Source organism: Pseudoselenomonas caprae (assembly GCF_008271345.1).
GTDB classification, from domain to species: domain Bacteria; phylum Bacillota; class Negativicutes; order Selenomonadales; family Selenomonadaceae; genus Selenomonas_A; species Selenomonas_A caprae.
The window spans coordinates 1-26,124 of the sequence record NZ_VTOZ01000039.1; the positions used below are offsets into that span (position 1 = coordinate 1).

A 26,124-nucleotide genomic window follows, 5' to 3' on the forward strand; every position below is an offset into this window, starting at 1 on the left:
CTCTAATCAACACTATGAACAGAATGTGACTTGACCGTTCATTAGCATCGGGAGAAGAAAATCTCGCAAATCAATGAGTTTTCTATTTTCCAACTGCGTCTTCTTTTGCATATGACTCCATTTATTGACAAGAGTCCTAAATTCCCTGATTATCTCTTGCGGTGGGATACATATAGGAACTGTTGAAAAAGTTTCTTTAGATACCTCACTAAAGGTAGAGCCATTTCCAACATTTTTGAAGTGCTCTTCTAGTGACTTCAATGTGTAATACACAAACTCAGTCCCTATATGTTCTTTCGGCACCACAGACTTGAATCCCTGATTTGTACAAACATCATTTCCTGCCACGGCAACATAGCCAATAGGGGCTCTAGTTGTATATACCACCGAACCTGCTGGCATCAGTTTAGCGGAACTGTTTTTCAACCCTTCTCCTGATATGTCCGTTGCTCCATGGAAAATATACTTGCCATCCAATAAGGACATATCCTTCGGAGTAATCCAAGCTATTCCATCAAGTATAAAATACTCTGGATGTTCTGTACTAGGTGTTCCCCCAGCAACTACATCACCTAAATCACTCACCTGTCCAGTTTCCCACCCTACTGGAATCTCTCTGCCTAGTTCTTCGTTCCATACCATCTTGCCGCCGCTGGTTTTGTAGGGGCGACCGTTTGCATCGGGGAAGTCGAATTGGACGAACCAGTAGTCGTATAGGGTCTTGGCCATGGATTCAAGCACCTCAATAATACTGTTGTTAGTATTAATCTTTTTATCTATGCGATAAAGGAACTCCCCTATCTCTCTCCGTTTTAATCCTTTTACCTTTAACGGCAGCTTCCGAATATCCTCAAGCCCCAAGCACTTGTATGCAGAACCTCCAATATTTCCATATATTATCTTTTGCATAAAAGGAGATAATATGTAATAATAAAGAAATTTTCCATCCTCAAAGTTTTGAGGATGAATAATTGATAGATTTTGTCCTAAACAAAATTTTTCATCTGTATCAACATATCCTACCATCCCATATGAACCAACTCGTGTAATAATAATATCACCACGCTGGGGATGATGATTCTTATTATGTTTGACATATGTATCTTCGTCAACTTTAGAACATCTTTTTAAAGATAGAAATTCATTATTTATATCTACTACACGAACCATTGAATATCCTGTATTTTGGTATTGTGGTGTAGAATGTAGGCTATCTATGACTTGCGCTATACTTGAGATCGTATCACTCATACTTCAACTCTCCTATCCCCTTGAGGATTTCTTCTTCGAGCTTATGCCCTTCGGCGAAGTATGTTTTTAGCTGCTGTTCATAGTCAGCCATTTTCTGTTGGAATTCTTCCGGGGTCAAGTCAACGTATTCTATCTTGACCTTGAAATACTGGCCTGCGGAGAAGGAGCATTTCTTCTGCTCAATGTCCTTGAGACTGACGAGGACGCTGAAATCGTCGATTTCCTGGCGCTCGTTCATGGTGGTGACAATTTGCTCCATCTCTTCCTTGCTCAGATAGGTGCGCTGGTTCTTGGTGCCTTCGAGCTTGACTTTTTCCCCCATATTTGACGCGTCAACCAGCAGGACTTTTTCGTCCTCTGTGCCAGCGGCATCGAGAAATACCACGGAAACATTGGTGCCCGTGTTGGCGAAGATATTGCTGGGCATGGAAACTACACCGCGCAGGAGTTTTTTCTTGACGATGTGCTGACGAATCTTATAGGGAATGCCCGTGGCGGCGGTCAGGAAGCCTGTGGGCACGACGATGGCAGCTTTGCCCTTGCCCTCTTTCATGCTGACAATGATATGCTGCAGAAACATCTGATAGATGGCCATGCTTTCCTTTTTCTTCTTGGGAATATTTGGAACCCCCGCGAAGAAGCGCTTTTTATAGCCTTCGCCAGCCAACTGGTCGCGGGTTTCGCTGAAGTCGGTGTTGAAGGGCGGATTGCTGACGATGTAGTCAAACTTCTCGATGCTTTTGCCGTCTTCTGCCAAATGACGGGGGCGAACCAAGGTATCATCCTGAATGACATGGGACAGGCTATCGACGAGATTGTTGAGGATAAGGTTCAGCCGCAGGACTTCGTTGGACTTCTGACTGATGTCCTGGGTGTAGACGGTGCAGTTCTCCTCCCCAATCTGCTCGGCCAGGGTCAGTACCAGCGTTCCCGAACCAGCGGCAGGGTCATAGATGCTGACATTCTGTGCGCCCTCCGGGGCAATGATTCTAGCGATAATCTGGGCGATGGAATGTGGCGTATAATACTCAGCATACTGACCGCTGTCCTTGTTATAATCCTTGATAAGATACTCAAAGATATCCGCATAGAAATCGTACTTCTGCTGGAAAACAGCATCGAAGCTCTGAGCATTGAGTTTATTGATGATGGCCCGGCAGAAATCGTCCTGCCGCTCGACTTCCGTGACGAGATTTGACAGAGTATCAAAGAGCCGCACACGATTCTGTGCACCTGCGGCCACGGAGAATACTTCTTTGTTCCCTTCGGCGATATGGAGCAAGGCATTATCAAAGGTAGTATGGAACCCTTCCTCTCCCTTGCGCGAGAACAGGCTGCTGATAGAATCTTCAGGCCGGATGCGCGCAACACGCGGGTCTAAGTCCATCATCAGGAACTCGAAGTCGTCTTCTGACATGTCAGATAGCTGCTGTTCACACTCTTTCGTCGACTTGCCCGTAAAATCTGGCAGCTCTTTGATGCCAGCAAGGAATTTATCGTTGAGGAATTTATAAAGGAATGTCTCCGTGATGATTTTATACTCATTGCCGCTGTTGCCCAGACCATAGTTCGAGCAAATGGCTTTGAGGTCATCTATAAGACTGTAGATGATTTGTTTTTCAGATTGTAATTGCATATATTCTCCTTACTGGATGTATTCGTTTTTGATTTCATTGCCGATAGCCTTCACGATTCCGGCATTGAGCGGCAGTTTGCCGCTCAGTTCCTGCTTGATTTCCCGCCACAAAGTCTGGACAAAGAAATTCTCATTCGCAAGTATCGTATCCTTATGCAGCAGGCTGTCGTCGATAAAAGACTTCATATCCTGCAGGAAATCATACAAGAGGCTCGGCGACGCGATAAGACCGTCGCGCAACAGATTCTTGTGCAGCCGCATGTAGCGCTGGTCGCCGCTATAGCGTTCAGTCAGCCTGCTGTTTGCCGCATTGAGGTCATGCATTTTCTGGCGCAGGATTTCTAGCTGCTTATCCTGTGCCTGCATTTCCTCCAGCGTCATCTCTTGGATATCGTGCCCTTCGAGAATCCGCCGCAGCTCCTCCCAAAGCTTCAGAAATTCAGGGTCTTTCTTATCCTGGTTGCGTCCGAACTCGCCAATCGTCTGCCGTCTCTTGCTGGCAAAAGCATCTGCTAAGGAAAGTTCTCCCTCACTTATCTTGCGGAAGGAAAACTGGAGATCCTGCGTTGCCAGCTCTACCAGACTATCAATGTCCTCTGGGGCTTGCAGAGCCTCCTTGTCCCGCAGCAATTGCAAACGTTGTTCCGTCAATTGATACAACGTGCGTATCTTGTCACGGTCAAGACTTGCCACCAGCTCCTCATAGCCAAACAACTGCGCGAGATTGTAGAGCTCCTTGTATAGCGCCAAGGCACGGCGCAGTTCCATCACTTCATCCTTATTCTCGATGGTGGAAATCTGCCGCTGGAAGTTCTCCAGATTATCGGTATCAAAGGAAAAGAGCTTATCATGTATTTGCCGCAAATCTTCATTGATTTCCTCTGGCGTCTTGAAGATGCTGGAGAACTGCTCGAAGTCATCGCCAAGCTCATCCTGCAGCTCGGCCAGATACGCCTGATTCGTCTTGTCAAAGGCTGCCCGAATATCAGCAAAGTCCACCACATAGCCGTAACGCAGCTGATGATAAGGACGATTGACACGGGTCAGGCATTGGAGCAGACTGTGGTCGCGTATGACGCGGCCGAGATAGAGTTTCTTCAAGCGCGGAGCATCAAAGCCTGTCAACAGCATATTGAATACTACAAGGATATCGACCTCACCCCGCTTGAAGGCATCCCTTTTCTCCCTGAGTTCTTCCTTCGTCTCGCCGATGGTCGAAAGCACCAGTGCCGCACGGAACGTGCCACGCTTGCTCAGCTCCTCATAGATTGCCTGCGCCTGCTGGCTGGAATCTGCCACCACCATCGCGCCGATGGTACCATCCCCTAACAGCAGCCGCGAGCCAGTGAAATCTTCTTCGATATAGTCGACCAATGGGTTCACATAATTCTCGTGACAGGTCAAATCCTTCTTCTGGATAAGCCCTTTTCTGACTTCCTCGCTGAGCTTATCCAGCACCGCATTCAGCTGCAGCCGATACTCCGTCTTGATGCCCTCACGGATAAGCCGCAACGTATAACCATCAGCAATAGACTGATTGTAATAGTATTTATGGATATAGTCACCGAAGAGATCCTTCGTCCGCACTTTGCCGATAAGCGGCGTTCCTGTAAGCCCAAACATGATTGCCCTGCGGTCAGAATTTACGAGCCGCGCCAAGAACGAACCATCCGCACGATAATCACGATGAACTTCATCGATAAAATAGACACGCTGGATATTCACATTGTAGTCAGGCTCTTTCGTTACGGCATCGTCACCAAACTTCTGGATGTTGACTACATTCATGACCAGACCACCAGTAAGTGTCTGTTCACTGGTACTCTGTATATTTTCCGTGAACTCAGCACGCGTACCGATTTCCACGACATTCAAGCCACGGGCGCGGAATTCATCTGCCGCCTGTTGCATGAGGTCCAGCCGGTCAACAATGAAATAGAACTTGGCAACCATGCGATGCGCTGCATAAAAGTCTGACAGGATATGGACATTATAAAAAGCCAGTTCCGTCTTGCCGCTTCCCTGGGTATGCCAAATCACACCCCCACGCGCCTGACGTTTCTTCCCGATATTGTTGCTGCCATAATGCGGCAATTCTGCCGCAAGCTCTAGATTGTTGCCTCCATCGATGCAGCAAATATCAGCAGACCCCCCGCTGTCTCCTTGCCGCAATTGTTCCACTTTACGCGCAATCGCCCCAGCACCAAAGAATTGCTGATAACGCATCAAGTGCTTAGCCAGCTCTACAACACCTTTGTCATTTACCTTCTCAACATAGGTAATCCCATAATGCAGCAGCCAAAGGAAGCGTTCCTTGATGAATAACGAAGTCAATATCCGATTAGTCGGTGTCATTGGATTGCAATTGAGCACATAATCCGAGCGTCCCTTGAGGATTGCCATATTCGTATCCTGCAAGACCAGCGACTCAACCTCTGGTTCCAGTGCCGCTACACCATCATAGATAGCTTTATCTTCTTCGCGAAAGTGGCTGAAGAATAAATGTCCACGCCCATTCGTCGCATAAAAAGCCCCCGAAATCGGCACAACTTCTGTATCGTCATACTCCATGTTATTGGAAAATACCATAAGCTGTGTGATATTGAGGAACCGGCGATACTTCACATTGCTCGTGCGCTTGTTCATGCGCTCATACTCTGCCTGCATTCCCTTGAGGTTATTCGGAATCTTCACCTCGCAGAATGCCAAGGGCAGACCATTGATAAATACCGTGATATCCGGACGAAAGCTCCCCGTCTCACTTGACCGGTCAACCAAGCAGGGCAGCTCCGTTACTACTGACCAGTCATTTTCCGCCGACTGGTCAAAATCAATAAGCCGCATCGTCTCCCCACGGCAGACTATTCCCTGCTGCAATTTCACAAAGAATGCTTTTCCGAGGTCATCACCAGCCAAGCTGTCCGTAAGTTCCGCTAAAATAACCTGAAACTCTTCATCGGTCAACGGCTCGGCAAGCAAAGACGGATTCAACCTGTTCATAGCCTCACGAAGCATCTGTCTGTCAATATTCGTTTCAAAGTCCAACTGTGCACGAATATCTTTCAACCGCCGATACCGGTAGCCTAGACGGGTAAGATGCAGCAGCGCCGGAATCTTTACGCGCGAATCTTCCGAGAATACTCTTGCCATGATTGTCACGTCCTTTTCGCGAATCTGGATATTTTTATTATAGCATACTCTCCATATCCTGACCGTTCCTCAAGGGGTTTTCTAGCAAAAATGACCGGTCAAATCCAACAAAAGTCAGATTTGACCGGTCAAAAGTCAAAAGTCAAAAGTCAAATGTCAAATGTCAAGTTTGACCATTCAGCACATTTTTGCGCCAGCCGGGATATGCGGGTCGAGCTGCAGCAGGTGCAGTTTCTCCTCGCCTTCCTCCGTGTGGACGGCGGAAATCAGCATGCCACAGGACTCGATGCCCATCATGGCACGCGGCGGCAGGTTGACGATGGCCATGAGCGTCTTGCCGATGAGCTGCTCCGGCTCGTAGAAGGCATGGATGCCGGAAAGGATCGTGCGATCCGTGCCCGTGCCATCATCGAGGGTGAACTGCAGGAGCTTCTTGCTCTTCTTGACAGCAACGCAGTCTTTGACTTTGACGGCGCGGAAGTCACACTTGCAGAACGTATCGAAGTCGACCATATCCTCGTAGAGCGGCTCGACCTCGACCTTCGAGAAGTCAATCTTCTCCGGTACAGCAGCTGCCGGTGCCTCAGCCAGCGGTGCCGGCGTCCCCAGCGGTTTCATCGTCGGGAACAGCAGGACATCGCGGATCGAAGCAGCATCGGTCAGCAGCATGACAAGACGGTCGATGCCGATGCCGACACCGCCCGTCGGCGGCAGGCCATACTCCAGGGCCGTGACGAAGTCTTCGTCCATGCCATGGGCTTCATCGTCGCCAGCTTCACGCTGCTTGAGCTGATCCTCGAAACGGCCCTTCTGGTCGATCGGGTCGTTGAGCTCCGTAAAGCCATTGGCCAGCTCGCGGCCATAGATGAAGAACTCGAAACGGTCCGTGATGCGCGGGTCGTCAGCGTTGCGTTTTGCCAGCGGCGAGATCTCCGTCGGATGGCCCGTGATGAAGGTCGGCTGCATCAGCGTCTCTTCCACCTTCTCCTCGAAAGCAGCGTTGAGGATGCCGCCGATGCCGTGACGCTGTTCGTACGGCACACCAATCTCATCCGCCAGCTTGCGGGCCTCTTCGACCGTCTCGCAAGCCATGAAGTCTTTGCCCGTAGCCTCTTTTACCGCATCGTTCATGCTGATGCGTTTTACCTTCGAAAGGTCGATCTCGACGCCCTGGTAGTTGATGACCGTCGTGCCGAGGACTTTCTCTGCGGCATTGGCCACGATGCCCTCAGTCAGGTCCATCATGTCCTGATAGTCAGCAAAGGCCTGATAGAACTCGATGGACGTGAACTCCGGGTTATGGCGGACATCCATGCCCTCGTTGCGGAAGATGCGGCCGATCTCATAGACACGATCGAGGCCGCCGACGATCAAGCGCTTGAGGTTGAGCTCCGTGGCGATGCGCAGGTAGAGGTCGATGCCCAGCGTATTGTGATGCGTGATGAACGGACGGGCCGCTGCACCACCGGCAATCGTCGACAGGACCGGCGTCTCCACTTCCAGATAGTCACGCGCATCGAGATACTCGCGGACAGCGCGGATGATCTGCGTGCGCTTGCGGAACGTATCGCGGACATCCTGGTTCATGATGAGATCGAGATAGCGCTGGCGATAGCGGATATCCACGTCCTGCAGGCCATGGAATTTCTCCGGCAGCGGACGCAGGGATTTGCTCAGCAGATCGAAGTCTTCAACACGTACCGTGACCTCGCCGCGATGCGTCTTGAACACGACACCACGGATGCCGACGATATCGCCGATATCGAGCTTGCGGAACTGCTGCTTATACTTCTCCTCGCCGAGCACGTCGACCTTGAAGTAGACCTGGATGTTGCCCGTGCGGTCGTTGAGCGTGCAGAACGAAGCCTTGCCATGGCCACGGATAGCCATAAGGCGGCCGGCGATATAGACTTCCGGGCCCTCTTCGTCGCCTTCAAGTCCATCGTGCTCTGCCTTGATGTCGGCAGCATAGGCCGTGACCTCATAGCGATGGCCGAACGGAGCTACACCGATTTCCTTGAACGCTTCCATCTTCTCGCGGCGGACCTTGAGCATCTCGTTGAGATCCTGCTCCTGGCCCTGCTGATTTTCCTTATTCTCTGCCATAAAAGCGAATTCTCCTATCTATTCCTGCGATTCTTAGCCTTTGATTTCTTCAATCTTGTACTGGATGATGCCAGCCGGCGCATGCACGTCAACCGTCGTGCCGACCTTCTGACCGAGCAGTGCCTGGCCGAGCGGGCTCTCATTGGAGATTTTGCCCTCGTCCGGATCAGCCTCCGTCGAACCGACAATCATGAACGTCTGCGGACCATCCTCGGCGAATTCCACATCGAGGACGACAACCTTCGAGCCCATCTGGACGACATCGCCGCTGCCAGCTTTGATGATGTCCGAGTTGCGGATCTTAGCCTCGAGTTCCTGGATCTCACCCTCGAGGAAGGCCTGCTCGTTTTTCGCATCATCGTACTCGGAGTTCTCCGAAAGGTCACCGAGGGCAATTGCTGCCTTCAGGCGCTCGGCAATCTCAATGCGGCGTACGCTCTTGAGATAGTTTACTTTTTCCACCAGTTTATTATAGCCGTCTTCGGTCAGCATGACCTTTTTATCTGCCATGTAGAAACGCCCCTTTGCAAATTCATATGATTATTCTATGGTAACTAATTCATTATAATTATTTTTTGAACCCTTGTCAATGAGCGCCAGCTTCTGTGCACGCGTAAGCTTCTTTATCTGATACTCACGGCTCTGCGCCTCGCGTTTGTCCGCAAAGGCCTCGAAATAGACAAGACGCACAGGCAGGCGCGAGCGCGTATACTTCGCGCCCTGCCCGGCATTGTGCGTCTTTACCCGTTTTTCCAGGTCATTCGTCCAACCGGTATAGAGGCTGCCGTCCCCACATACAAGGATATAGGTGTAGGCAGCAGCCATTATTCTGCTTCTTTGATGGTGACTTTTTCCATCACGACGTCATGGACCGGACGATCCTGGAAGCCAGTCTGCGTATGGCCGATGTCGCGGACAACATCCATGCCCTTTACGACCTTGCCGAAAATCGTATGATGATTGTTGAGCCACGGCGTCTTGGCCAGCGTGATGAAGAACTGGCTGCCGCCCGTATGCGGCATGCCCGTATTGGCCATCGCCAGGATGCCTTCACCGTCAAACGTCAAATCATCGCGGAACTCATCCTCGATTGTGTAGCCTGGGCCGCCCGTACCAAGGCCAGTCGGATCGCCGCCCTGGATCATAAACCCATCGATGACGCGATGGAAAATGATGCCATCATAGAAGCCCTTCTGTGCCAGATCGATGAAATTCTTCGTCGTAATCGGCGTCTTGTCCTCGAAAAGCTCGATTTCAATCGTACCCTTATTCGTCTGGATTACTGCAATGCGATTAGCCACTTTCTTGTTTCCTCCATTGTCTGCACTGCCCACGGCCAGGCATCCGCTAGTCAGCATCATGATACCTGCGAGCAGCATAATCAATATCTTCTTCATTTTACCTTATAACCTCCTGCCATTTCAACCACAAATCCTTCAGACGGAGAACGTCCGCTGTTCCCCCGGATACTGCGGCGACCAGACGGGAAAGCTGCGCCCTGCGGGGAAAAAGTCCGCTGCTGGCTGCCAGCCGGATTCCGTGAGGTCATGCATCGTGATGAGCGCACCAATATCCGTCACGCGGACAAATTCCCGGGCGCCCTTGTCCTGCATCGGACCGAGACGGCCATCGACCGGGAAGAATGCCAGTGCCGCCTGCATGCCTTCGAGCCGCTTCAGCTGCTTGCGGAAGGCATTCTCTGCGAGCTTGCGGTTCTCTGCCGTCTCTCCGGTCCAATCCCACCAGTTGAAGTCGCCGGCATGGAAAATGCTCTTGCCGGTCGCCTTGTCTGTAACCCGGAACGCCACCCCGATATCGGTGGAGTCATAGGATTCTACCTTAATGCAGGCATCTTCCCATTCCTCATACGGGCGCATATAGGTGACCTTTTCCTGCGGGAACATCCGGCCGCGCTTCGTCCGCCTTATGTCATAGCCGAATACATAGCGCGCCGCCTCCTGCTGGTAGCTCAGGATATGCGCATCGAAATGATCGAAATGGGCATGGGAGGCAAAGAGGTACACCGCCTCATGCTTGCCCGCACGGATGGCCTGCCCCACCAGATCCTGCTGATCCTCGAAATCATCAAAGACGAGCAGCGTGCGGCCGAGTTCCACGATAAAGCCGCTGTTCAGCAGATACGTGACTGACAGATCCATTATGTATCCTTCCCTTCATAACGCTTGATGACATTCCCCACGCGTATGCCCGGCGAGCTGAACCCCCGCCCCATGACCTCGTTGGCCGACATGATGATCATGAATGCATCGCTGTCGATGGCATTGGCGATCATCTTGATTTTCGCGACCTGGGTAAGCGTCACGACGACGAAGACGACATTGCGCTCCCGCCGCGTGAAGGCTCCCTGCCCGTGCAGGAAGGTGACGCCGCGACCTACCTCCATGATGGCCTCCGCGATGTGCTCCGAACGGTTGGAGACGATCAGCACCGCCTTGCGGCTGTTGAAGCCCGCGATGACCTTGTCGGTAACCATCGCATTCATATACATGCAGATCAGCGTGAACATGGCCGGAGCCACGCCGAACAGGAAGCCTGCCACCAGCATGATGACGCAGTTGAAGCCGAAGATGACGCCGCCCATGTTGAGCGAATAATACTTCTTGACGATCGCGCCAATGATATCAAAGCCACCGGTACTGCCGTTCATGCGGAATACCAGTCCATAGCCGATGCCATTGAAGACACCGCCGAAGATGGCTGCGAGCATGATATCGTTGACTGGTGCATAGGCGTTGAGGAAGCGCGTGAAATCCAGGCAGAACGAGAAGATCGCCGTGCCAATGATGACATCAAAGGTATAGCCGCGCCCCAGGGTCTTCCAAGCCGCTGCCAGCAGCGGCAGGTTATAGGCAAAGGTCTGCAGACCGATGGGCAGCTGGGCCAGATAGTAAACAATGATAGCAATGCCCGTCGCGCCGCCTGTCAGCAAGTGCGACGGTACCAGGAACAGATTGATGGAGCAGCTGGCAATCAAGCAACCCAGCGTGATGCCTGCATAACGCAGCAGGCGATGCTCCAGCATCCGCAGCTGAATCATTCCGTCAAACCTCCCAGCTTAACCGGCTGAGCTGCCGGCAGATCAGACATATCGATTTCCTTCCCCGCCATATTCAGCGATACGCTCTTATCTTCCGGCTCTTCAAAGAGTTCCGGACGCTCCTGCATCAGCGCCTCGATCTCTTCATCGTTCATCGGCAGGCCCGTGATGCGCATGACCACGAGAGCACCATTGTCCATATCCACCTGCAGCATCAGATGCTGGAACTTGTTTTTGGGATTATCGTAGACATAGAACTTGTTACCGCCGAAGTTCTGGGCCTTCTGCTTACCATAGGTCTTCTGGATCAGAGCCGAGGTCGCACCATAGCGCACGCCGCCTCTTGCCTCATACTTCTTGTTCTTGACGATGATGTCGATGACCTCACCCGTCGCCACGGAATAGCCGATCGTGTAGTCATCTGCATAGTCGCATTCCTTGACCAGTACATCCTGGATGCGTACCGTGCGGTCATAAACCGGCTTGCCGAACACCTTCTCCACGGCATCCTTATCCGCCCCCAGCGAAACCTGCCGGCAGGAAAAATCCGCCGCCACCGGCTTGGCCGCCTCAGCCTCCGGCGAAATCAGCATGACGGCTGCCGCCATCAGCACCAACACAATGCGCATCCCTTGGCGCAATAAATCCTGTTTCATAACAACCTCTTTCCTTTTCCTTGCCAATCAGAAGGCAAAATTGCCATTCTTGAAGACCTGTACCTGCCGGCCATCCTTCGTCGTGCCGACGATGTCCAGGTCGCGCGTACCGATCATGAAATCCTCATGCAGCAGCGAATCATTGACGCCATGCTGCAAGAGCGTCACGCTGTCCATCGACTCGCCGCCCTCGATGCAGGTCGGATAGGCCTTGCCCAGAGCCAGATGGCACGACGCATTCTCATCGAACAACGTATTGTAGAATAAGATACCGCTCTGGGAGATCGGCGAATCGTACGGCACCAGCGCCACCTCCCCCAGATAGCGCGCACCCTCATCGGTCTCGAGCAGCCCCTTGAGGATCTCCTCACCCTTTTCAGCCGAGTAATCCACGACTTTCCCTTCCTGGAAGGTCAGCTTGAACCCTTCGATCAGATTACCGTTGAAGTTCAGCGGCTTGGACGCTGCCACAGTGCCGTTGACGCCCTCACGCTTCGGCAGCGTGTAGACTTCCTCCGTCGGCATATTGGCCGCAAACTGCACGCCGAGCTCTGAGTCCTCAGCACCGCCAGCCCAGATATGTCCCTCGGGCAGCTCGACGGTAAGGTCAGTACCGCTGTCATTCGTATAGTGCAGCGATACAAACGCATTATCGTTCATGAACTTGGCCGCCTTCTGCAGGAAAGCGATATGCTCGCGCCAGGCAGCCACCGGGTCGGCACCTGCCTCGATGCGTACCGTCTTGAAGATCGCCTGCCAGAGCTTTGCCACAGCCTCATCGGCTGAGACAGCGGGGAAGACCTTCTGCGCCCAGCTCCTGGTGGGCACCGAGACCACACACCAGGTATTGCGGTTGTTCATAAGGCGCGCCCGGTACTCCAAGAGCGCTGCTCCTGCGGCCTGCTGCGAGAGCTTGAGCTTTTCCGGATCGATATCCTTGAAGATTTCCGGATCGCGGGCCGCGATGGATACGAAGGCCGCCCCCTGCTCGGCATAATCCGTATAGAACTTGCGCCGCCACTCAGGGAACTCCGTGAAGAGCTCCTTCTTGCCGCCCGCGTAGCGGATGTGGGCCAGCAGCTCATCGCCCCAGCTCACGACGACATCGTGTGCCCCCGCCGCGAAGGCTTCCTCCGCTATCGTGCGGGCAAAATCCGCACACTCGATGGGCGAATTGATGACGAGAATCTGATCTTGCTGCAGATTGACGCCGACCTTCACGACGAGCTGGGCATATTTCTGCAATAACTCTTTGTTCATGCTCATACTTCCTCCGTATCAAACAGCAGCGTCACAGGCCCATCGTTTATGGACTCGACCTGCATATCAGCACCGAACTCCCCATGCGCCACCGCAAAGCCCTTCGCCCGCAGCTCCTGCATGAACTGCTCGTAGAGCGGCTCTGCCAAGTCAGGCTTAGCCGCATGGCTGAAGCCCGGCCGCCGTTTCTTGAGGTCCGCGTAAAGCGTGAACTGCGAGATGACCAAGAAGGAGCCGCCCACTTGATCGATGCTCCGGTTCATCTTGCCAGCCTCATCGGAAAACACGCGCACATTGGCAATCTTTTCGGCCAGATGGGCACATGTTTCCCCATCATCCTCCGGGCCGATCCCCAACAGCACGAGAAATCCCTGCTCGATCGCACCGTTGACCTTGCCATCGATCCGCACCGCCGCCGACTTCACCCGGGTTACCACTGCCTTCATATAGTTCCTCCCTCAATACATATACGGCCGGACAAAATCACTGACCGTCTGGAAATAACGTTCCTGATCCTTCTGTGACGACGCTGCATGGATAGCACCATCGATCAGCAGTAATTTCTTTTCTGGCACTCGCGCCTCTTTGTAAAGTTTCTCAGCCATCTCCACCGGCACCAGCGTATCTTTCTTACCATGGATGAACAGGATGGGAAGCTTCGACCGCCGCACAGCCGTCACCGGCTCGGCATCATGCAGGCTGAACCCCGCTACCTTCTGGCAGCGCCAATCCAAAAGATTCATCGCCGGGAATGCCGGCAGGTTGAACGAGACAGTCAGCTGATGGACGAGCAGATCGAAGGCACTCGTATACCCGCAGTCCTCGATACAGGCCACAGTCTGCGTTGGCAAATCCTCACGCGCTGCAGCGATCATCACCGTCGCAGCCCCCATCGACACGCCATGCAGAATAATCCTGGCCTGCGGATGACGCCTGGCAATCAGCCTGGCCCAGGCCGCAATATCTCCGCCCTCTTTATAGCCCATCGTCAGGTACTTGCCTTCACTGTTGCCTGAGGCCCGCAAATCCGGCGTCAATACATGATATCCCATCAGCAGATAATTTTCGGCGATATACCAAGAATTCTGCTGGGTGCAGCCATAGCCATGCGCGATAATCACCCAGCGCTCGCTGTCCTGCCTGGGAGAAAAATGCGTAGCCTCAAGCTGCAGGCCGTCCGCTGCCTGCAAGTCCCATACTTCATTCTCATATTCCGGTTTATTGAACTGCCTTGCCTCAGGCGGCATCAAAAGCGCATAAGCACGCGGCGGTTCCTGCGGATTCTCCGCCGTGCCACGCTCCAGCCCGAAGTGCACAGCATAATTGCCAATAAAATATCCTGCCCCCATGACGAAAACCGTCGTAGCAGCCACCAAGGTGATGACAGCCGTCAGGAGACAGGATATGATAGTCTTCTTCATGGAATCACCCTTCATGTTCTTTAGAAAAATGCGATTCCATTATATCATCTTTTGCTGAAGAATACTTTTAAATTTTTATTTTCCCGCTTTCATGCGGTTGATGGCACTGAACAGCGCATGGAAGGAGGCCGTGATGATATCGGTATCCATGCCAGCGCCCCAGGTGATATGGCCGTCATCCGACGTGATGCCGATATAGGCCATTGCCCGGGAATTCTGGCCGACCTCCAGGGCATGCTCGCTATACGTCAGGTCCTTGTACGAGATATTGAGATTCTGCTGCAATGCATTCGACACTGCATCCAGACGTCCATTGCCCTTGGCCAGGAACGTGACCTTCTTGCCATCGACTTTGAGATCCACCGTGCCGGAACGCGTGCCGTCCGGCTCCTTCTTGAGCATGAAGTCGTCGAGCTCATACGGCGTCGTGACGTTGACATACTCATTCTGGAAGATCTGGAAGATCTCATCCGGCATGAGTTCCTTGTGCTTGTGGTCCGAAACACCTTTGACGCAGTAGCCGAAGTCCTCGCGCATCTTCTTCGGCATCTCGATGCCGTATTTCTGCTCCATGATGAAGCCGACGCCGCCCTTGCCAGACTGGCTGTTGATGCGGATGACATCGCCATCATACTCGCGCCCGACATCCTTCGGGTCGATGTAGAGATACGGCAGGGTCCACTTGTCGGGGTTCTTCTCTTCCTTCCACTTCATGCCCTTGGCGATGGCATCCTGATGCGAGCCCGAGAAGGCGGCAAAGACGAGCTTGCCTGCATACGGCTGACGATAGCTGACCTGCATGCGCGTGAGGCTCTCATAGATCTCGACCAGCTCGGACATATGCGAGAAGTCCAGCTCAGGATCTACGCCAAGGGCAAACATGTTCATGCCAACGGTCACGATATCGACGTTGCCCGTGCGCTCGCCATTGCCGAACAGCGTGCCCTCGACACGGTCAGCGCCAGCCAGCAGGCCCATCTCGGTATCGGCGACACCGCAGCCACGGTCGTTGTGCGGATGCAGGGACAGCACGACATTCTCACGGTATTTGAGGTTCTTGTTCATATACGCCACCTGCATCGCATAGACGTGGGGCATGCTCATCTCTACGGTCACCGGTAGATTGATGATGGCCTTGCGGTCAGCCGTCGGCTGCCAGACATCGAGCACTGCATTGCAGACTTCGAGCGCATACTCTGGCTCCGTGCCTGTAAAGGACTCAGGCGAATACTCGAAGCGATAGTCAGCACCGGCCTCTTCGGTCAACTGCTTGAGGAGTTTGGCCCCATCGACGGCCATCTGCTTGATCTCCTCCTTCGACTTGCGGAAGACCTGCTGGCGCTGAGCGACCGACGTCGAGTTGTAGACATGTACAATGGCATTCTTGACGCCCTTGAGCGCCTCGAAGGTCTTGCGGATGATATGCTCACGGGCCTGCGTGAGTACCTGGATCGTCACATCATCGGGAATCAGGTCATCCTCGACCAAACGGCGCAGGAACTCATACTCGGTCTCCGACGCCGCCGGGAAACCGACCTCGATCTCCTTGAATCCGACTTTGATGAGCATCTTATAGAATTCCAGCTTTTCTTCGAGGTTCATCGGCGTGATGAGCGCCTGATTGCCATCGCGCATATCCACACTACACCAGATGGGCGCATGGTCCGGGGCATCCTTCTTCGCCCATTCCAGGTCGATCTCTGGCGGCATGAAATAACCCTTGCTGTACTTCTGATAATTCATCATCTGCGAATCCCTCCTAAAAATAAAAGCCCTTCATCTCCAAGAGACGAAAGGCTAGCTTACGTGTTACCACTCCAATTCGTGCCTGCCGGCACCTCATACGGACTCCATCAAGTCCTCCTGTGCTAACGGTCAGGCTCCGTCCCGGTTTACTTGCCTTGCGGCGTTCAGCGGGCTGCTTCAAGGCGAGTTCCATATCATGCCACTATTGTCTTGCACCAACCGACAACTCGCTGGGAGCTTTCTGATACGTACTATTCCTCTGCTATGCATTTCCCTGTGTTGCATACTACAATATCACATAAAAATACATTTTGCAAGCATTTATCTGTAAAACTGTAAACTATTTTTATTTTTTGCGCGGATCATCTTCCGGCTCTCTCGGTGACTTCTTCGCCGCCAGGCGGGCTTTTTCCTTCTCACGCTGGATTCTTTTCCGCTCCTTATGCGCCTCATAGCGCTCGCGGCCCTCTTCAAACGCCCGCTTGGCCTCCTCCGTGTCTAGGATGAGCGGCGGCACCGGTTTGGGGCGCGAGTTGCGATCCAAAGCCACCATCGTGAAATAGGCCGTAAGCGCACGCTGCGGCTTGCCTTCCTGATCGAGATCCTCGACATCGACATTCACTGCTACTTCCATCGAGCTATGCCCCACAAACACAATCTCCGCCGTGCAGGTCACAAGATCGCCAATCAGGATGGGCAGATGGAACTCCAGCTCATCGACACGGGCCGTGACCACATTGGAACGGGCATAGCGGCGCGCCGCTGCATAGGCCGTCGAGTCCATCATCTTCATGATCTCGCCGCCATGGACATTGCCATTGGGATTGGTCTGGCTCGGCATCATGACCTGGCTGATTACGATTCTATTCTGCGCCATATGAATAACCTCCTACGGGTAACTTGTCTTACCATCTCATTATGATTCTATCATTATTTACAGCGTAAATACAAATGTTTTCCTGTAAAATCGACAAGCATTAGGATAACGGATTTTCCCGATAATTACCGTAACATGTGTCACAGAAACCGCGCCAAAACAAAAAGCCTTCTCCGCGATGGAAGAAGGCTTTTTGTTTTTTGATCATTCGCCGATGCTGAGACGGATAGCCTGACAGGTTTCCTCATAGCTTTCGCCGACTTTTTCCGCCAGCTCTTTGATCTCCTCGCTGCCCTGTCCGGTCCGGATTGCCTGCACCGTTGCGTCCGCCGCTTCAAACAGCCGCATGAGGCTCAAGTTGCCCGATGTCCCCTTGAGCGTATGAACGCTCTTTTCTGCCAGGACGAGATCTCCGGCTGCCAGTTCCTTTACAAAATCCGCATACGAACCATCCACCAGGAATTTGAGCAGGAATTTATGATAAAGCGCCACATTGCCCATAAAACGCTCCAGCCCTTTATCGTAATCCACACCTGCCTGTTCGAGTGTTACCTTTATCTGCATCTGTTCCATGAGATCCGCCTCCCAACCCTTTGCACTATTTCATGAATTGGTCGATTGCCTTGTTGAGCTGGGCAATCGCATCTTTATCATTCTCTTTGACAGCATCGACGACACAATGCTCCAGATGGTCTTTGAGAATGATCTTGCTGACACCATTTATCGCACTGCGCACCGCAGAAAGCTGCACAAGCACCTCGCTGCAGTCACGGCCCTCCTCCACCATGCGCTTGATGGCCTCCAGATGGCCGATAAGCCGCGACATGCGGTTGAGCACCGCTTTCGTCTGCGTATGGCTGTGCAGATGACCATGCGTATGCTGGATGGTGGTACCATCCGCTAAGACATGCGTATGGACATGTTCCTGTACCTTTGTGCTGGCGATATCGTCTATTCTATCCTCTGCCACGAATGAGCCTCCCTTAGGTCCTAGCTTTCCTCTATATCTGTTCTTGATTGCCACGCGCTTTTCCTGCCAGCAGCAAAAAGTTTTCAATAAGAAGGCCTTCCCCGCAGGGAAGGCCCTAAGCATCAACCGATACTTACTTCACAGCAAGCGTCAGCATCTCGCCGTTGATATTCCATTCTTTTTCCTGACCTTCAAGGCTGCCATAGACCACCGTGTCAGCCAGCGTGATTTCCTTGAGATATGCTTCGTTCTTCTTGACGATGCTTGCAAGTTTTTCATTGCCACTGAGGCTGACCGTGATATGGTCGGTGACCTCAAAGCCGTTTTCCTTGCGCATGGTCTGGACCTTGCTGATGATCTCACGGACGAACCCTTCCTCAAGCAGCTCTTCGGTAAGTGTCGTATCGAGCGCAATCGTCACCCCATTGTAACGCTGGCAGTTGAAGCCTTCTTTCTGTGCCATCGAGACCTCGACGTCCTCCGGCGTCAGCGTGACCTCGCCGCTAGCAAGCGACAGTTTGAGCGTCCCCGTGCTGTCAAGCTCAGCCTTAGCCTTGGAACCATTGAGTTTGCCAAGGGCTGCCTTGATCTCGCCGATCTGCTTGCCGACTTTCGGCCCGAGTACACGGAACTGCGGCTTGAAGCTGTAGGTGAGATATTCTTCCATATCGTCTTTGAAGGTCACAGCCTTGACATTGAGCTCATCTTCGACAATCTTCTTGAAGAACTCCGGCAGCTCACGGCCAGCATGGACAAACATATTGGCAACCGGCTGGCGGTTCTTGATGTTCGTCTCATTGCGCGATGCGCGGCCGAGCACGACGATCTCGAGTACGAGTTCCATGTTGGCCTCGAGCTCTTCATCGATCCAGGCCTCGTTGACTGCCGGGAAATCAGCCAGATGCACGGACTCCGGTGCCTGCTTGTCGATGCTGCAAACGAGGTTGCGATAGATGGACTCCGTGATGAACGGAACCATCGGTGCTGCCGTCTTGGCCGTCGTGACCAGCGCCGTCCAGAGCGTCATATAGGCATTGATCTTGTCCTGCTCCATGCCCTTAGCCCAGAAACGGCTGCGGCTGCCGCGGACATACCAGTTGGAAAGCTGGTCGACAAAATCCTGCAGAGCCTTGGCGGCCTCGGTTACGCGGTAATTGGACAGGTCGTTGTCGACTTCCTTGACCATCGTGTTGAGGCGCGACAGTACCCACTTGTCCATGACGCTGAGCTTATCGTAGTCCAGCGTGTACTTCGTTGCATCGAACTGGTCGATATTCGCATAGAGCACGAAGAAAGCATAGGTATTCCAGAGCGTGCCCATGAATTTGCGCTGGCCTTCCTGCACCGCATCATCATGGAAGCGGTTCGGAAGCCACGGAGCACTGTTCTCATAGAAATACCAGCGGATGGCATCGGCACCATGCTGGCGCAGTGCATCCATCGGATCGACGGCATTGCCCTTCGACTTGCTCATCTTGCGGCCATCCTTATCCTGGACATGACCAAGGACGATGACATTCTTGTACGGTGCCTTGTGGAACAGCAGCGTCGAGATAGCCATCAGCGAGTAGAACCAGCCGCGGGTCTGGTCAACAGCCTCAGAGATGAAGTCCGCCGGGAAGCGCTTCTCGAAGATGTCCTTGTTCTCGAACGGATAATGCCACTGGGCAAAGGGCATCGACCCCGAGTCGAACCAGCAGTCGATGACCTCGGAGACGCGATGCATCTCCTTGCCGCACTGCGGGCATTTGATGGTTACCTTATCGATGAACGGACGATGGAGCTCGATTTCCTCGGGGCAGTTGTCCGACATGGACTTGAGCTCCTCGATGGAACCGATCGTATGCTGATGGCCGCATTCGCACTCCCAGACCGGCAGCGGCGTACCCCAATAGCGGTTGCGGGACAGGCCCCAATCCTGTACATGCTCGAGCCAGTCGCCGAAACGGCCCTTGCCGATGGATTTCGGGATCCAGTTGACCGTGTTGTTGTTGGCGACGAGTTCGTCTTTGACATCGGTCATCTTGATGAACCAGGTCGAACGCGCGTAGTAAAGCAGCGGCGTATCGCAGCGCCAGCAGTGCGGATAACTGTGGGTGAATTCCGGTGCCTTGAAGAGCAGCCCCTTCTTCTCCAGATCCTCCAAGATCATCGGGTCCGCCTTCTTGACGAATACGCCAGCCCAGTCCGTCTCCTCCGTAAGTTCGCCCTTGCTATTGACGAGGTTGACGAAAGCGATGTTGTATTTCTGGCAGACGCGGTTATCGTCTTCACCAAAGGCCGGAGCCAGATGAACGATACCCGTACCATCTTCGGTGGTGACATAATCATCGCAGGTCACGATATGTGCCTTCTTGCCCGGCTGTTTGGCAACCGCAGCATTGGCAAAGGGATACAGCGGCTCATAAGCACGTCCCTCGAGAGCTTGCCCTTTGAACTTCTCGAGAACCTCACGCTCGCCCTCAACATCTTCAAATACTTTTTCTACGAGCGCCTCCGCAAGGATGTAGATTTTACCATTGACACGGAGTTTTACATAATCGACATCCGGATTGACGCACAATGCCAAGTTGGAAGGCAGTGTCCACGGCGTCGTCGTCCAAGCCAGGAAGAACGTATTCTCCTCATCCTTGACCTTGAACGTAACCATCGCCGAACGCTCGGTGACATCCTTATAGCCCTGTGCAACCTCGTGGCTAGACAGCGGTGTGCCGCAGCGCGGGCAATAAGGAACAACCTTATACCCTTTATACAGGAGGCCCTTGTTCCAGATTTCCTTGAGTGCCCACCACTCAGACTCGATGAAGTTATTTTCATACGTGATGTATGGATTATCCATATCGGCCCAGAAACCAACGACATCGGAGAATTCTTCCCACATGCCCTTGTACTTCCAAACCGATTCACGGCACTTCTTGATGAACGGCTCGATGCCGTACTCCTCGATCTGCTCCTTGCCGTTGATGCCGACAGCCTTCTCGACCTCGAGCTCAACCGGCAGGCCATGGGTATCCCAGCCCGCTTTGCGCAGAACTTTCTTGCCTTTCATGGACTGGAAACGCGGCAGCATATCCTTGATGACACGCGTCAGGACGTGACCGATATGCGGCTTGCCGTTAGCCGTCGGCGGGCCGTCATAGAACGTGAACGTATCGCAGCCTTCACGCTGATCGATAGCTTTCTGGGCGATGTTGTTGTCTTTCCAGAACTTCAGGACTTCCTGCTCGCGTTCCACGAAGTTCAGGTTGGTGTCTACCTTACTGTACAAAGCGGATTCCTCCTCCTAATAGAAAAAGCCTGCATCCCAAAACAGGATGCAGGCTGTATTACCTACACTAAAACCACCTATTTTTCACGTACCATCATACGCTATTCCGTAACGGGGAATACCGGCCCGGCCTACTCGCATTCTTTCAGCCTGCTGCTCCGAAGTGATTTTCTACCCTCGCTACTCGCTTCCGGCTCGCACCTGCCCCGGTTCGCTTGAACTTTCGCTGAAGATGTACTCTCTTCATCCACGCATTTACATGTTAACAGCACTTATTGTACCATATGGAAAGACATAATTCAATTCTTTTTTCAAAAACCTTTCCTTCAAATTTAAGTGCACCTAAGCTATAATTAACAGTGTTTCGACAATAACTATCCAGCTGCCTGGCAGCTGCTGATCCCTGGGAGGCCTATATGCATCAATATCTATTCTTCATCGGCGACTTTCCGGTCCGCGCTTACGGGCTTGTCCTGTCGCTCTCCATCATCCTGGCGACTGGCGTCGGCTACTTCCTTGCGAAACAGGAACGCTGCGGCTATGAAAAACACATTGTCGACATGGGTATATACTGTGGCATTGCCGGCTTGGTCGGTGCCCGTCTCTGGGACGTTTTCTTTTTTGACTGGAATTACTACAGCCATCACCTGACCGAACTGTTCAACGTCTGGCAGGGCGGCATGGCCATCCAAGGCGGCGTTACCCTCGGCGTGATCGCCGGCATCCTTTACTGCCGTCATCACAAACTGGACACCCTTCATCTCATGGACGTATTAGCTCCAGCCATCATCCTCGGCCAGGCTTTGGGACGCTGTGCCAATCTCTTGAACGGTGATGCCTTCGGCGCACCGACTGGCAGCTCCTTTGGCATTGTTTATCCTGCCACGACACTGGCTGCCCATACCTATGGCACACAGCCACTCTGGCCCGCCGAGATCTGGGAGGGACAGCTCGACGTCGTCATCTTCGCCCTGCTGCTCATGTATCGCTGTACCAAACACGTCAAAGGGCAGTGCTTTGCCCTCTATGTCATGCTCTACAGTGCAGCCCGCTTCGGTCTTGAATTTCTCCGCGGCGATTATGCCGAAAAGACACTTGCCTTTATGACCAGTGCGCAAACTACCAGCTTCGTTGCCTTTACGCTTGCCTTCCTATGCTTTATCGCTCTGGCCTGGAAAGCACGCAAGCAAACCATTTAACAGACTGGACACAAACATAAAGCAGCACGAGGTTCCACTTGCAAAACCAGGGCAGGATTTTCTCTATTTTTTGTAGAACATAACCAATGATTCTTTCATGCAACGTAATATGCGAAGGAGGAAGCTTCATGGTTTTTTCTTCCAATATATTCTTGTTTATATTCCTGCCAATGATACTTCTGCTTTACTACAATCCATTTTGCCAAAGCCGGAAATTCCGCAATGTATTATTGCTCATCGCCAGCCTTCTTTTTTACGGCTGGGGTGAGCCTTTCTTTATCTGGTTGATGCTTATTTCCATCATCGCCGGCTGGCAGGTTGGCCTCCGGATGACAGCAGCAGCTACGCCAAGGAAACGCAAGCTATGGCTTTCTCTTGGCGCCGCCTTTCATTTGAGCATGCTGTTCGTCTTTAAGTATCTTACCTTTGCGGCCACTCAGCTGGGACTTTTGCTGCAAAAAGATTTTTCTGCGATCCAGCTGGCCCTGCCCATTGGAATTTCTTTCTTTACCTTCCAGCTTCTTTCCTATCTTCTCGATATCTATTACGGGAAGGCTCAGGCCCAGCGTAATGTGCTGCATGTCGGCCTCTACATTGCTTTGTTTCCTCAGCTTATTGCCGGCCCGATTGTGCGTTATGCTGACATTGAACGGGAAATCGTGAGCCGCCAGGAAACCCGGCAGGATTTCACCGCCGGCATGATACGCTTCAGTTACGGTTTAGCCAAAAAAGTACTGCTGGCCAATTACCTGGCAGTCATTGCTATGAACAGCCGCTTCATAGCAGGACAGGAGCCCCTTTCCGTATCAGCAGCCTGGCTCGGTGCTATCGCTTACACGCTTCAGATTTACTTTGACTTCTCCGGCTACTCGGATATGGCCATCGGACTGGGGCAAATGTTTGGCTTCCATTTCCGGGAAAATTTCAACTATCCCTATATTTCCCGCAGTGTAACGGAATTTTGGCGCCGCTGGCATATCTCTCTGTCCTCCTGGTTCCGGGACTATGTCTATATTCCGCTCGGCGGCAGCCGGTGCAACCGTGGACGTCTGGCCTTAAACCTCTTTATCGTTTGGTCGCTGACAGGCTTCTGGCATGGCGCCAATTGGACCTTTTTAGTTTGGGGACTGATTTATTTCCTGTTGCTGATTCTGGAAAAGTTTACCAGCTTTACTGATCACATTGGTATTTTCGGTCATCTCTACACGTTGCTGGCTGTCATTACTGCCTGGGTGATATTCCAGTTTCCTGATCTTGGACAAAGCCTGTCTTATCTAAGCATGATGTGGGGACAGGCCGGTAATCCGCTCTTTGATGAACGGGCTGTACATTTTCTCACTAGCGGCTGGCTGATCTGGCTTATGGGGCTGGCTTTTTCTCTTCCCCTCTATCCTTGGCTTGCTGCGCGCTGGCGCTGTTGGCACTCAGTGGCCGAGCCTTGTCTGGCTACGATTCTCTTTCTGCTTTCCCTTATTGCTACTGTAGCGGGGAATTATAATCCCTTTATCTATTTTAACTTTTGAGGTATAGCTATGAGCATTCGTGACTATATGATGCGTTTTTGCGCCGGGCTTTTAGTGCTGGCTTTTGCCATGATATTTATCCGCTGGTTTACCGTGGTAGTTCTGATTGACCACTGTAAATGGGACAACGCGCTGACCAGGCTGGTTCTTTGGGATAATTGGCGTCTGCCCGAACGTATCCATCCTCGGGAAAAAGATATTGACTGGGCTGGTCTCTATCCTTTCCTTGAACCACAGCCAGAGCGCTCCTTACTGACAGAAATACGTCAGCAGGAAAACAAAATACGGGAAGAACAGGCCCGCATTGCCAGCTGGAGCGAAACTTATTTCCCCGGTTACACGAACATCGTAGAAACTGGCCGGCGCTATGACCAGCTCATTGGCTGGAATATCCGTCCGCTGACCATCGGCAGCGTACAGGTGCTGGCCGATGGCTGGCTCTTTTTCCCCACCCTGCCCTTTGACATTCAGGAGTACATTAACGAAACAGCTTCCTTAGCTGATTTTTGTAAGCAGCAGGGCGCAAAATTCCTGTTCGTTCCCAATCCGCCTGCCCTAGACACGGCAACAGATAGCACTTTCATCGGCCAGCTGGATTTCAGTCTGCAAAAAAAAGATGCAATGCTGCAGGGATTGCAGGCGCGCGGTATCGCCACCCTTGACCTGTATCCATACATGCACAAGGATTTTCCTGACACACCTTACCATCAGTTATTCTTCCGGACAGACCATCATTGGCTGCCAACTACTGGTCTCTGGGCCGCTACGCATATCGCCCGATGGCTGGAAACTGCAGGTGATATCCCTTTCCCTCAAGACCGGCTGTCTTTGGCCAGCTATCGGCAGGAACATTATCCGGCTTACTTCCTGGGCAGCCAGGGTAAGCGGATGACCACCGTTTTGGCTAAACCCGACGATTTTATGCTTCTTTATCCCCTTTTCCCCACCTGCCTGCATTACGAAATTCCCGGACTGGGCATTGATACTTATGGGGATTTTTCTATCACCTACGACATGCACGAACTGGAGCATAAAGATTTTTACGGTTCCAATCCCTATGCGGCTTACAACTATGCCGATTGCTCCCTGATTCGTATCGAGAACTTTGCGCCTGAAGTGGCAGATGTTAAAATTCTCATGGTCAAGGACTCCTTTGCCAACAGTGTAGCTCCCTTTCTGGCTCTCTGCGTAAGGCAGATGGATATCATCGATCCCCGCTGGTTCAAAGGGAGTATCCGCAGATATATCAATGAGACGCATCCTGACTTCGTACTGGTTCTTCACACCATCGAACTGGATTACCCGTTGGAACGTAATTCTCATCAAGACGACTATGATTTCCGTTAGAGCAGGTAAACAGGCGCCCTCTTGACGCCATCCCCTGCAATCAACTATAATATAGTGTATATGTTTTATCGTCATCCTAGCATATTAAAAGGAGCGTAAGAAATAGTGAAAATATTAGCCCGTCATTTAACGGCCGATTTATTCAACTGCAAAAACAATAAACTCACTGACATAGAACTTATTCAAGAGAATCTGACCGATGCGCTGACGCGTATCGGTCATCAGCTTGTCAATCTGAATGTCCAGCAGCTTGCCGATGATCATTATGTCATCTTTGCCTTACTGGCCGACGGCCATCTTTCCCTTCACATCTATATGGATCTGAAGTACGTTGCCCTCGATGTGTTCCTCTGTCACGAGGATGCTGAGCCGGATATGGTAGCTCAAGAGATCCGCAACTTCTTCAAGCCGGACAAGACCAAGACGACAGTCCTCAAGCGCGGCAACTTCGGCGTCGCTAAGGAAATCAAACCCAAAGTCACAACAAAAGTCGCGCCGTTGCGCAAGATCCACAATACGGGCGCCAAGGTCATCCGTGCCCTGGCACGTCGCAATCATCAGTAATGAAAAAAAGCTCTCCTGCGGGAGGGCTTTTTTCATAGGCAAAATACTCCGAAACAAAAAAGCGAGCCGACTGGCTCGCTTTAGCGATGTAT

Annotated in this window: 22 protein-coding genes and 1 other annotated feature; of the genes, 4 read left to right on the forward strand and 18 right to left on the reverse strand. The window is 52.3% G+C overall.

All coding sequences use genetic code 11. From position 1 onward, the window contains the following. Positions 1-12 precede the first annotated feature (12 nt). The 18 genes from FZ041_RS13485 to ileS all read right to left on the reverse strand — a co-directional run bounded on the left by FZ041_RS13485 (position 13) and on the right by ileS (position 21,399). Positions 13-1,251 carry a restriction endonuclease subunit S gene (locus tag FZ041_RS13485; protein ID WP_149189940.1) on the reverse strand — a complete coding sequence of 413 codons (1,239 nt, stop codon included), beginning with the start codon at positions 1,249-1,251 and terminating at the stop codon, positions 13-15. After that, positions 1,244-2,887, reverse strand: a complete 1,644-nt coding sequence (locus tag FZ041_RS13490) for an HsdM family class I SAM-dependent methyltransferase (protein ID WP_149189941.1) — start codon at positions 2,885-2,887, stop codon at positions 1,244-1,246. Before FZ041_RS13490 ends, FZ041_RS13485 begins: the two co-directional genes overlap by 8 nt. A gap of 9 nt (positions 2,888-2,896) precedes the next feature. Next, the gene (locus FZ041_RS13495) at positions 2,897-6,037 is read right to left on the reverse strand and encodes a type I restriction endonuclease subunit R (RefSeq protein WP_149189942.1); all 3,141 of its coding nucleotides are present in this window, start codon (positions 6,035-6,037) and stop codon (positions 2,897-2,899) included. Between the two features lie 177 nt (positions 6,038-6,214). After that, the gene (gene lysS, locus FZ041_RS13500) at positions 6,215-8,143 is read right to left on the reverse strand and encodes a lysine--tRNA ligase (RefSeq protein WP_149189943.1); all 1,929 of its coding nucleotides are present in this window, start codon (positions 8,141-8,143) and stop codon (positions 6,215-6,217) included. Between the two features lie 33 nt (positions 8,144-8,176). Continuing rightward, positions 8,177-8,653: a transcription elongation factor GreA gene (gene greA / locus FZ041_RS13505; protein WP_075430615.1), complete on the reverse strand. Its 477-nt coding sequence runs from the start codon at positions 8,651-8,653 to the stop codon at positions 8,177-8,179. A gap of 30 nt (positions 8,654-8,683) precedes the next feature. Then, complete coding sequence (locus tag FZ041_RS13510; protein ID WP_075430613.1) at positions 8,684-8,968, reverse strand: GIY-YIG nuclease family protein; 285 nt, start codon at positions 8,966-8,968, stop codon at positions 8,684-8,686. Next, positions 8,968-9,540 carry a peptidylprolyl isomerase gene (locus tag FZ041_RS13515; RefSeq protein ID WP_149189944.1) on the reverse strand — a complete coding sequence of 191 codons (573 nt, stop codon included), beginning with the start codon at positions 9,538-9,540 and terminating at the stop codon, positions 8,968-8,970. Before FZ041_RS13515 ends, FZ041_RS13510 begins: the two co-directional genes overlap by 1 nt. 39 nt (positions 9,541-9,579) lie before the next feature. Next, positions 9,580-10,302 (reverse strand): MBL fold metallo-hydrolase, encoded by a 723-nt coding sequence (locus tag FZ041_RS13520; protein WP_149189945.1) that lies wholly within the window; start codon positions 10,300-10,302, stop codon positions 9,580-9,582. Then, the gene (locus FZ041_RS13525) at positions 10,302-11,201 is read right to left on the reverse strand and encodes a YitT family protein (RefSeq protein WP_075443916.1); all 900 of its coding nucleotides are present in this window, start codon (positions 11,199-11,201) and stop codon (positions 10,302-10,304) included. The genes FZ041_RS13520 and FZ041_RS13525 overlap by 1 nt, the downstream gene beginning before the upstream one ends. Further along, complete coding sequence (locus FZ041_RS13530; RefSeq protein ID WP_149189946.1) at positions 11,198-11,857, reverse strand: hypothetical protein; 660 nt, start codon at positions 11,855-11,857, stop codon at positions 11,198-11,200. The genes FZ041_RS13525 and FZ041_RS13530 overlap by 4 nt, the downstream gene beginning before the upstream one ends. Positions 11,858-11,884: 27 nt before the next feature. Then, positions 11,885-13,117 carry an aminopeptidase gene (locus tag FZ041_RS13535; RefSeq protein WP_149189947.1) on the reverse strand — a complete coding sequence of 411 codons (1,233 nt, stop codon included), beginning with the start codon at positions 13,115-13,117 and terminating at the stop codon, positions 11,885-11,887. A 2-nt stretch (positions 13,118-13,119) separates the two neighbouring features. After that, on the reverse strand, positions 13,120-13,563 hold the full coding sequence (gene dtd, locus FZ041_RS13540) for a D-aminoacyl-tRNA deacylase (RefSeq protein ID WP_075443910.1): 444 nt from the start codon (positions 13,561-13,563) through the stop codon (positions 13,120-13,122). 12 nt (positions 13,564-13,575) lie between these two features. After that, positions 13,576-14,538: an alpha/beta hydrolase gene (locus tag FZ041_RS13545; protein WP_149189948.1), complete on the reverse strand. Its 963-nt coding sequence runs from the start codon at positions 14,536-14,538 to the stop codon at positions 13,576-13,578. Positions 14,539-14,613: 75 nt separating this feature from the next. After that, a complete protein-coding gene (locus tag FZ041_RS13550; protein ID WP_149189954.1) occupies positions 14,614-16,281 on the reverse strand; it encodes a 2-isopropylmalate synthase in 1,668 nt (555 codons plus the stop codon). A 39-nt stretch (positions 16,282-16,320) separates the two neighbouring features. After that, positions 16,321-16,558 (reverse strand) — a binding site (T-box leader). Positions 16,559-16,630: 72 nt separating this feature from the next. Further along, positions 16,631-17,161, reverse strand: a complete 531-nt coding sequence (locus FZ041_RS13555; protein WP_075443905.1) for an acyl-CoA thioesterase — start codon at positions 17,159-17,161, stop codon at positions 16,631-16,633. 204 nt (positions 17,162-17,365) lie between these two features. Beyond that, positions 17,366-17,734, reverse strand: coding sequence for an Hpt domain-containing protein (locus tag FZ041_RS13560; RefSeq protein WP_255449438.1), 369 nt, complete (start codon positions 17,732-17,734; stop codon positions 17,366-17,368). 25 nt (positions 17,735-17,759) lie between these two features. After that, positions 17,760-18,131 (reverse strand): metal-sensing transcriptional repressor, encoded by a 372-nt coding sequence (locus FZ041_RS14885; protein WP_371263022.1) that lies wholly within the window; start codon positions 18,129-18,131, stop codon positions 17,760-17,762. Between the two features lie 133 nt (positions 18,132-18,264). Further along, positions 18,265-21,399, reverse strand: coding sequence for an isoleucine--tRNA ligase (ileS, locus tag FZ041_RS13570; protein ID WP_149189949.1), 3,135 nt, complete (start codon positions 21,397-21,399; stop codon positions 18,265-18,267). A 416-nt stretch (positions 21,400-21,815) separates the two neighbouring features. Here ileS and lgt point away from each other — a divergent pair, with 416 nt between their 5' ends. The 4 genes from lgt to FZ041_RS13590 all read left to right on the forward strand — a co-directional run bounded on the left by lgt (position 21,816) and on the right by FZ041_RS13590 (position 26,032). Continuing rightward, positions 21,816-22,598, forward strand: coding sequence for a prolipoprotein diacylglyceryl transferase (lgt, locus tag FZ041_RS13575; protein WP_149189950.1), 783 nt, complete (start codon positions 21,816-21,818; stop codon positions 22,596-22,598). Positions 22,599-22,726: 128 nt separating this feature from the next. Beyond that, positions 22,727-24,121, forward strand: a complete 1,395-nt coding sequence (locus FZ041_RS13580) for an MBOAT family O-acyltransferase (RefSeq protein WP_149189951.1) — start codon at positions 22,727-22,729, stop codon at positions 24,119-24,121. A gap of 9 nt (positions 24,122-24,130) precedes the next feature. Further along, positions 24,131-25,468, forward strand: coding sequence for a DHHW family protein (locus FZ041_RS13585; RefSeq protein WP_149189952.1), 1,338 nt, complete (start codon positions 24,131-24,133; stop codon positions 25,466-25,468). 105 nt (positions 25,469-25,573) lie between these two features. After that, positions 25,574-26,032, forward strand: coding sequence for an S-adenosylmethionine decarboxylase family protein (locus FZ041_RS13590; protein ID WP_149189953.1), 459 nt, complete (start codon positions 25,574-25,576; stop codon positions 26,030-26,032). The last annotated feature ends 92 nt before the right edge of the window (positions 26,033-26,124 follow it).

What these genes read in the sequence shown, in the direction of transcription:
- FZ041_RS13495 (WP_149189942.1), bottom strand. Translation starts at nt 6,037, where the DNA reads ATGGCAAGAGTATTCTCGGAAGATTCGCGCGTAAAGATTCCGGCGCTG.
- FZ041_RS13560 (WP_255449438.1), bottom strand. Translation starts at nt 17,734, where the DNA reads ATGGAACAGATGCAGATAAAGGTAACACTCGAACAGGCAGGTGTGGAT.
- FZ041_RS13515 (WP_149189944.1), bottom strand. Translation starts at nt 9,540, where the DNA reads ATGAAGAAGATATTGATTATGCTGCTCGCAGGTATCATGATGCTGACT.
- FZ041_RS13535 (WP_149189947.1), bottom strand. Translation starts at nt 13,117, where the DNA reads ATGAACAAAGAGTTATTGCAGAAATATGCCCAGCTCGTCGTGAAGGTC.
- lgt (WP_149189950.1), top strand. Translation starts at nt 21,816, where the DNA reads ATGCATCAATATCTATTCTTCATCGGCGACTTTCCGGTCCGCGCTTAC.
- FZ041_RS13530 (WP_149189946.1), bottom strand. Translation starts at nt 11,857, where the DNA reads ATGAAACAGGATTTATTGCGCCAAGGGATGCGCATTGTGTTGGTGCTG.
- FZ041_RS13490 (WP_149189941.1), bottom strand. Translation starts at nt 2,887, where the DNA reads ATGCAATTACAATCTGAAAAACAAATCATCTACAGTCTTATAGATGAC.
- FZ041_RS13555 (WP_075443905.1), bottom strand. Translation starts at nt 17,161, where the DNA reads ATGGCGCAGAATAGAATCGTAATCAGCCAGGTCATGATGCCGAGCCAG.
- dtd (WP_075443910.1), bottom strand. Translation starts at nt 13,563, where the DNA reads ATGAAGGCAGTGGTAACCCGGGTGAAGTCGGCGGCGGTGCGGATCGAT.
- FZ041_RS13550 (WP_149189954.1), bottom strand. Translation starts at nt 16,281, where the DNA reads ATGAATTATCAGAAGTACAGCAAGGGTTATTTCATGCCGCCAGAGATC.
- greA (WP_075430615.1), bottom strand. Translation starts at nt 8,653, where the DNA reads ATGGCAGATAAAAAGGTCATGCTGACCGAAGACGGCTATAATAAACTG.
- FZ041_RS13510 (WP_075430613.1), bottom strand. Translation starts at nt 8,968, where the DNA reads ATGGCTGCTGCCTACACCTATATCCTTGTATGTGGGGACGGCAGCCTC.
- FZ041_RS13580 (WP_149189951.1), top strand. Translation starts at nt 22,727, where the DNA reads ATGGTTTTTTCTTCCAATATATTCTTGTTTATATTCCTGCCAATGATA.
- FZ041_RS13585 (WP_149189952.1), top strand. Translation starts at nt 24,131, where the DNA reads ATGAGCATTCGTGACTATATGATGCGTTTTTGCGCCGGGCTTTTAGTG.
- FZ041_RS13545 (WP_149189948.1), bottom strand. Translation starts at nt 14,538, where the DNA reads ATGAAGAAGACTATCATATCCTGTCTCCTGACGGCTGTCATCACCTTG.
- FZ041_RS13525 (WP_075443916.1), bottom strand. Translation starts at nt 11,201, where the DNA reads ATGATTCAGCTGCGGATGCTGGAGCATCGCCTGCTGCGTTATGCAGGC.
- FZ041_RS13520 (WP_149189945.1), bottom strand. Translation starts at nt 10,302, where the DNA reads ATGGATCTGTCAGTCACGTATCTGCTGAACAGCGGCTTTATCGTGGAA.
- FZ041_RS13485 (WP_149189940.1), bottom strand. Translation starts at nt 1,251, where the DNA reads ATGAGTGATACGATCTCAAGTATAGCGCAAGTCATAGATAGCCTACAT.
- lysS (WP_149189943.1), bottom strand. Translation starts at nt 8,143, where the DNA reads ATGGCAGAGAATAAGGAAAATCAGCAGGGCCAGGAGCAGGATCTCAAC.